This window comes from Flavobacteriales bacterium (assembly GCA_021296215.1).
Lineage (GTDB): Bacteria > Bacteroidota > Bacteroidia > Flavobacteriales > ECT2AJA-044 > ECT2AJA-044.
Map to the genome: position 1 here is coordinate 1 of JAGWBA010000094.1, position 7,440 is coordinate 7,440.

Annotated in this window: 4 protein-coding genes; 3 read left to right on the forward strand and 1 reads right to left on the reverse strand. The window is 47.3% G+C overall.

Translation table 11 applies throughout. The features are described from left to right. Positions 1-154 precede the first annotated feature (154 nt). On the reverse strand, positions 155-2,740 hold the full coding sequence (locus J4F31_11535) for an ATP-dependent Clp protease ATP-binding subunit (protein ID MCE2497188.1): 2,586 nt from the start codon (positions 2,738-2,740) through the stop codon (positions 155-157). Positions 2,741-2,957: 217 nt separating this feature from the next. Here J4F31_11535 and gyrA point away from each other — a divergent pair, with 217 nt between their 5' ends. The 3 genes from gyrA to J4F31_11550 all read left to right on the forward strand — a co-directional run bounded on the left by gyrA (position 2,958) and on the right by J4F31_11550 (position 7,316). Then, complete coding sequence (gene gyrA, locus J4F31_11540; protein MCE2497189.1) at positions 2,958-5,459, forward strand: DNA gyrase subunit A; 2,502 nt, start codon at positions 2,958-2,960, stop codon at positions 5,457-5,459. A gap of 107 nt (positions 5,460-5,566) precedes the next feature. Then, positions 5,567-6,754: a tetratricopeptide repeat protein gene (locus J4F31_11545; protein ID MCE2497190.1), complete on the forward strand. Its 1,188-nt coding sequence runs from the start codon at positions 5,567-5,569 to the stop codon at positions 6,752-6,754. 133 nt (positions 6,755-6,887) lie between these two features. Further along, positions 6,888-7,316, forward strand: coding sequence for a peptidylprolyl isomerase (locus J4F31_11550; protein MCE2497191.1), 429 nt, complete (start codon positions 6,888-6,890; stop codon positions 7,314-7,316). Positions 7,317-7,440 lie beyond the last annotated feature (124 nt).

The following is a 7,440-nucleotide window of genomic DNA, read 5'->3' on the forward strand; positions in this document are numbered from 1 at the left end:
CAGAAAAATGAGCGCATAGATCCAGGCAATAGACTGATTTGCTCAAAAAAAATCTTCACAGAAATTAGTAAAATCAACTACTTCTTAACTCATAAATGAAAAAGCCGTCTCAAGTTAAAATCGAGACGGCTTCATTGGATTGAGTAAGTTGTTCTTATTCTGACTTCGCCGGATCCTCTTTGCTTTTCTTTGGGGCTTTTTTCGACTTCTTCTTGACCGACACCTCAATCTCGGTCTTCTCCTTGTTGAATTCTACCTTGACTGTATCGCCTTCTTCAATCGAAGAGTTGATGATCTCCTCGGCAAGCGGATCTTCCAAATAACGTTGGATGGCCCGTTTGAGTGGGCGAGCCCCAAAATCTCGATCAAATCCCTTTTCAGCGATGAAGTCCTTCGCTTCATCAGACAGCTCTACATTGTAGCCCAGTTTACCTATGCGCTTGTAGAGCTTGGCCAATTCAAGGTCGATGATCTTGAAGATGTCTTCCTTAATCAAACTGTTAAAGAGCACTACATCGTCGATTCGGTTTAAGAACTCGGGAGCGAAGGCTTTCTTCAAGGCGCCTTCGATCACACTCTTGGTATGAGCGTCCATGCCTTCCTGACGTGCAGATGTGGAGAATCCAACCCCACGACCAAAATCCTTCAATTGTCGTGAGCCAATATTCGAGGTCATGATCATGATGGTATTCTTGAAATCGATCTTCCGACCCAGACTATCGGTCATCGTACCGTCGTCCAGTGCTTGAAGCAGTAGGTTGAAGACGTCGGGATGGGCTTTCTCAATTTCGTCGAGAAGGATCACGCTGTACGGTTTGCGACGTACTTTTTCGGTTAGTTGCCCTCCTTCTTCGTATCCGACATAACCCGGAGGTGCTCCGATCAAGCGTGACACAGCGAATTTTTCCATGTACTCGCTCATATCGATGCGAATCAAAGCGTCGTCGGTATCAAAAAGCTTTTGGCTCAAGGCCTTGGCGAGCTCCGTTTTACCAACACCTGTGGGACCCAAAAAGATGAAGCTTCCAATGGGCTTATTCGGATCCTTTAATCCGGCCCTGTTCCGTTGAATCGCCTTCACGACCTTGTCCACGGCCTTGCCTTGCCCAATGACTTTATCCTTGAGCTCGCTTGCCATGTTCTTAAGCTTATTGCTCTCGTTCTGAGCTATACGCTGCACCGGGATTCCGGTCATCATGGCCACGACTTCGGCCACGTTTTCCTCATCGACCATTTCGCGGTAATTTTTCACGTCTTCTTCCCAATCGTGCTTGGCAGCTTCGAGCTCGGCTTCGATGCGCTTTTCATCATCACGCAGGCGTGCGGCCTCTTCGTATTTTTGGCGTTTCACGACTTGAATCTTTTCGGCTCTAATACCCTCGAGGTCCTTTTCGAGCTTCACGACTTGTTCGGGAACTCGAATATTGGAGATGTGTACCCGGCTACCCGCTTCGTCAAGGGCGTCGATGGCCTTATCGGGCAAAAAGCGATCGCTGATGTAGCGGCTCGTCAAACTAACGCAAGATTCCAACGCCTCATCTGTGTAGTTCACGTTGTGGTGATCTTCATATCGTTCGCGAATGTTTCGCAGGATCTCAAGTGTTTCTTCCGGCGAGGTGGGTTCCACCATCACTTTTTGAAAACGACGCTCTAATGCCCCGTCTTTTTCGATCGATTGACGATACTCGTCGAGCGTAGTAGCACCGATACATTGTATCTCTCCGCGCGCTAAAGCGGGTTTGAACATATTGCTCGCATCCAACGAACCCGCCGCGCCACCGGCACCAACGATCGTATGGATCTCGTCAATAAAGAGAATGATGTCTTCATTTTTCTCGAGCTCGTTCATCACTGCTTTCATGCGCTCCTCGAACTGACCGCGATACTTCGTTCCGGCCACTAGAGAGGCCAGGTCCAGAGTAATCACGCGTTTGTCAAAAAGCACTCTGGATACTTTTCGCTTGATGATCCGCAAGGCCAAACCCTCTGCAATAGCCGATTTCCCAACACCGGGTTCGCCGATGAGCAAGGGGTTGTTCTTTTTTCGCCTGCTCAGGATTTGAGATACTCGTTCGATCTCTTTTTCACGTCCTACGACTGGATCCAGTTTATCGTCTTCAGCTAATTTGGTCAGATCTCGACCAAAGTTATCGAGCACCGGAGTACTTGATTTAGTGTCTGATTTCTTCTTAGAGCTTCCGGAGCCGAACGGGTTACCCTTTCCTTCATCTTCGAAATCGTCATCGTCTTTGTCGGAGAAGGGGAGGTCCGCTGTTGGTTTGTTTCCCAAATTCGAGTCTTCGCTGTAATGCGCTTGATACTCTTCTTTAACTTTATCGTAATCGACCCCACTTTGACGCAAGATGCGCGAAACTGGATCATCTTCATTGCGAAGTATACAAAGGAGCAGGTGGGAGGTACCGATCACACTGCTTTTAAAGAGCTTAGCCTCCAAAAAGGTAGTCTTCAACGCCTTTTCGGCCTGACGAGTCAAGGGCAAATTCGTTCTTTTGCTCACCTTGGTTGTCAGGTCGCTTTTACTGATCGACTCAATTTTCTTGCGAAAGGCCGGAAGGTCCACGCCTAAAGACTCAAGTATCTCGATGGCGATTCCTTCTCCTTCGCGGATCAAACCAAGCATCAAATGCTCCGTGCCAATGTAATCGTGACCTAAGCGAAGAGCTTCCTCTTTGCTATAGCCGATCACATCTTTGACTCGGGGTGAAAAATTTTCGTCCATTTGCCTGGTGTTTGTTGGATAACGCACAGGTTACCCGAAGGGTTTAAATCAAATGTAGCCAATGCACTATTAAAACGACTTTAATGACAAAATCATTTTATCAACACGGCCGTGTGCAAAAAAGACCAATTTTCGTGCCATGTACGGTTCCTGACAGGACGTCGTTTTTCTATATTCGTACGTTATTAAATGGTTAATTCTGACAACTGGATAGAGCATGAGTGAAGAAAGAATTGTGTCGATAAATATTGAGGAGGAAATGAAATCGGCCTACATCGATTATTCGATGTCGGTCATTGTGTCACGTGCCCTTCCCGATGTTCGAGACGGATTAAAGCCCGTACACCGTCGAATTCTTTTTGGAATGTACGAATTGGGGGTACTTTCGAACCGCCCGTACAAGAAATCGGCTCGTATCGTAGGGGAGGTGCTCGGTAAGTTTCACCCGCACGGTGATACCGCAGTATACGACGCCATGGTGCGTATGGCGCAGCCCTGGTCCTTGCGATATATGATGGTTGACGGTCAGGGTAACTTTGGATCGGTCGATGGTGATAGTCCGGCCGCCATGCGTTACACCGAAGCCCGACTTCAAAAATTGGCTGAGGAAATGTTGACGGATATCGACAAAGACACAGTCGATCATCAACTTAATTTCGACGACACCATTAAGGAGCCTACCGTGCTCCCTTCGAAGATCCCGAGCTTGTTGGTCAATGGAGCTTCTGGAATCGCCGTGGGTATGGCTACTAACATGCCTCCGCACAACCTATCGGAAGTTGTTGACGGTATCTGTGCCTACATCGACAATAAAGAGATCGAGACCGAAGAATTGATTGGGTTTGTAAAAGCTCCCGACTTCCCAACGGGCGGAGTTATCTACGGTTACGAAGGAGTTAAAGAAGCCTTTGAGACCGGTCGAGGGCGAATCGTTATGCGAGCCAATGCGAACATCGAAGAAGTCGATGGTCGAGAAGGTATTGTAGTAACCGAGATCCCTTACCAGGTCAACAAGGCCGATATGATCAAGAAGACCGCTGATCTGGTCAACGACAAAAAGATCGAGGGTATTTCGGACATACGAGACGAAAGCGACAGGAACGGAATGCGAATCGTATACATTTTGAAGCGCGACGCTATTCCGAATATCGTACTGAACACCTTGTTCAAATACACGGCGCTGCAAACCTCATTTAGCGTAAACAACATCACCTTGGTGGGTGGGCGCCCAAAGCAACTCAACTTGAAGGATATGATCGGCCACTTCGTCGATCACCGTCACGAAATCGTAGTTCGTCGGACTCAGTACGAGTTGGATCAGGCCGAGAAAAGAGCTCACGTTCTTGAAGGTCTGTTGATCGCTCTCGACAATCTGGATGAAGTTATAGCACTTATTCGTGCGAGCCGCACACCGGAGGACGCCCGAAATGGTTTAATGACTCAGTTTGAGTTGAGCGAGATCCAAGCTCGTGCGATTCTCGATATGCGCTTACAAAAGCTCACCGGCTTGGAGCGTGACAAAATCAAAGAAGAGCACGCTGAATTGATGAAGACCATCGAATACTTGCGCTCTATCTTGGACAGCGAAGAGCTTCGTATGAGCATCATCAAAGACGAGATGCTCGAGATGAAAGAAAAGTACGGTGACGAGCGCCGCACGGAGATCAACTACGCCGGAGGTGACTTGAACATCGAGGACATGATCCCCGATGAAGACGTGGTCATAACGATCTCTCACCTCGGTTATATTAAAAGAACTCCGCTTACGGAGTACCGTAAGCAGAGAAGGGGTGGAGTAGGTCACCGAGGGGTGTCGACCCGCGACGAGGACTTCCTGGAGTACCTTTTCGTGGCGAGCAACCACAACTATCTACTTTTCTTCACCGAACAAGGTCGATGCTTTTGGCTTCGGGTATTTGAAATTCCGGAGGGTGGAAAAGGCTCCAAAGGAAGAGCTATTCAAAACCTGATCAATATTCCCAATGACGATAAGGTAAAGGCCTTTATCAACGTGACTTCTTTAAGTGATGAGGATTACATCAACAATCACTACATCATGATGTGCACGAAGAAGGGTCAAGTGAAGAAGACCAGCCTCGAAGCTTATTCTCGTCCGCGTCAAAACGGTATTAATGCGATCACCATCCGCGAAGACGATATTCTTCTCGAGGCAAAGCTGACTTCGGGCGACAGTGAGATACTCATGGCGGCCCGCAACGGTAAAGCGATTCGCTTTGACGAGTCGGCCGTTCGCCCCATGGGGCGTACAGCATCGGGTGTTCGTGGAATGGCATTGAATAGCGATGACGACGAAGTTGTAGGAATGGTGTGCGTGGACGAGCTCGAGTCGGATATTCTGGTCGTGAGCGAGCGTGGTTATGGTAAACGCACCAAGGTCGATGATTACCGCAAGACGAACCGAGGTGGAAAAGGAGTTAAGACCCTGAACATCACTGACAAGACTGGTGCGTTGATCTCTATAAAGAATGTCGTGGATACCGATGACCTCATGATCATCAACCGCAGCGGTATTACGATCCGACAAGGAGTTGAAGAACTTCGGGTCATGGGTCGCGCCACTCAAGGTGTACGATTGATCAACTTAAGGGATGGCGACGAGATCGCTGCAGTAACGAAGATCGCCGTTGAAGAATACGAAGGCGAAGAACTAACGGACATTGAAAACGCAACCGATCAGAAGGAAGCTTCTGAAGAGTAAAGACCTAGTTGGTATGGAAAAAGCCCGTTTCTTAATGAAACGGGCTTTTTTTATGCCTATAATAGCCTTATTTTTGGGCAAAATATTCAAAGATCAACTTGAGAAATATGAAGATCATCAAATTACTTCTCGTTATGCTCGCTCTGAGTTCTAGTGCCTACGCTCAGAAATCAAAGACCATTACAGCTGTCATTCGAGTGAATGCAGGGGGTTGGAACGAAGCTAAAACCCTTATCGACGAAGCTCACGCCGAGATGTTGGAAGCCAATGCTAACGGAGAGGAAGTTCCTGAGAAAGTTTCCTCTAAATTCTGGTACTACCGTGCACTGATCTACCAGCGTATTTCAGTTTCGAACGACCCGGAATATGCTGATCAAAAAGAAGCTGCTCTTGATGTTGCAGCAGATGCATTGGAGAATCTCTTCATTGTAGATGTGAAGAATCGCTACGAGAAGGAAGGTGAAGAGCTCTATGCTTTTGTGGTTAGCGGATACCTAAACCGGGCTTTCGACAAGATCGAAACTGAGGAATTCCTTTCTGCAAAAGACGATTTCGAGCGCGCCTATGAGCTAAAGAAGAATCCGATCGTTGGCGACACCGACACTACGACTTTGTACAACGCGGCCTTGATGGCCCGATATGGTGAGGATTACGAAGAAGCCGTTCGCTTGAACCGCATGTTGATCGATATGGATTACTTAGGAGCACAAACCTTTGTTGTTCTCAGCCAGATTTACAAAGAAATGGGTGATGCTGAAGGTTCCATCGGAGCGGTTCGCGAAGGACGTGAGAAGTACCCATCGGACCGTGACCTTTTGATCGAAGAAGTAAACTATTACATCGACAAAGGCGATGACCAAAAGGCTACGGAAACCTTGAACTTGGCCGTTGAAGCTGATCCGGAAAATGCACTCCTTTGGAATGCCCTTGGAACCATTCAGTTGAAACTGGGTAACGAAGAAGCCGCCATGGAAGCCCTTGGAAAAGCAATATCGTTAAATGATTCATTAGCTGAAGCTCATTATTCACTTGGAGTGATCTGGGTAGAAAAGGCGAACGACATGGTCGATAAGCTGAACGCTGACGGAGTATCTGACAAAGCTTATAAAGCATTGAAGGCGGAACAAAAAGGATATTTTGAAAAGAGCCTGCCGTATTTCGAGAAAGCTCTTGAGCTTATGCCGGAAGATCCATATACCTTGGATGCCCTTAAGGTGGTATATTACAAGTTGGATATGACTGAGAAGTCCATGGAAATGAAGAAACGATTGGACGCACTTTCCGCAGAGGGATAATCGAGCTCCAATATTAATAAAGCGAGGCCCTTAGAGTATAAGGGTCTTCTTTTTGGCTCAAAACCAATTGGTTACCGGAAGTATTCTTTGTCCCTTTGCAGCACTCAAAGTGCACAAACCATAAATAAACATTATGAGTCAAGTTAAGCAAAACGATACCGTTCGCGTTCATTATACCGGTACGCTCGAAAACGGCGAAGTATTCGATTCGTCCCGCGAACGCAAACCGCTCGAATTTACCCTGGGTCAAGGACAATTGATCCCGGGATTCGAAAACGGTGTCATCGATATGAAGATCAACGAAACCAAAACGGTTCAGATTCGAGCCGCTGACGCTTACGGCGAGCACCGCGCAGAACTGATCCAAGAGGTTCCAAAGAACCAATTGCCGCCAGAGATCAAACCAGAAGTTGGTTTAGGGCTCGTAAGTCGTACTCCGGACGGATGCGAAATGCCGTTGACCGTTACTGAAGTACGTGACGAAAGCATCATGGTCGACGCAAATCATCCACTCGCTGTTAAAGACCTTACCTTTGAGATCGAACTGGTAGAGATCAAATAAGCAAGAGTTTATTTAACATAATAAAGAAAGCCTTCAGAAAATGGAGGCTTTTATATTTATAGAGGATTAGAAAGAGGTCATTAGAGTTGTTGATATTCGAGACTTTAATGGCTGGTGTACGAGC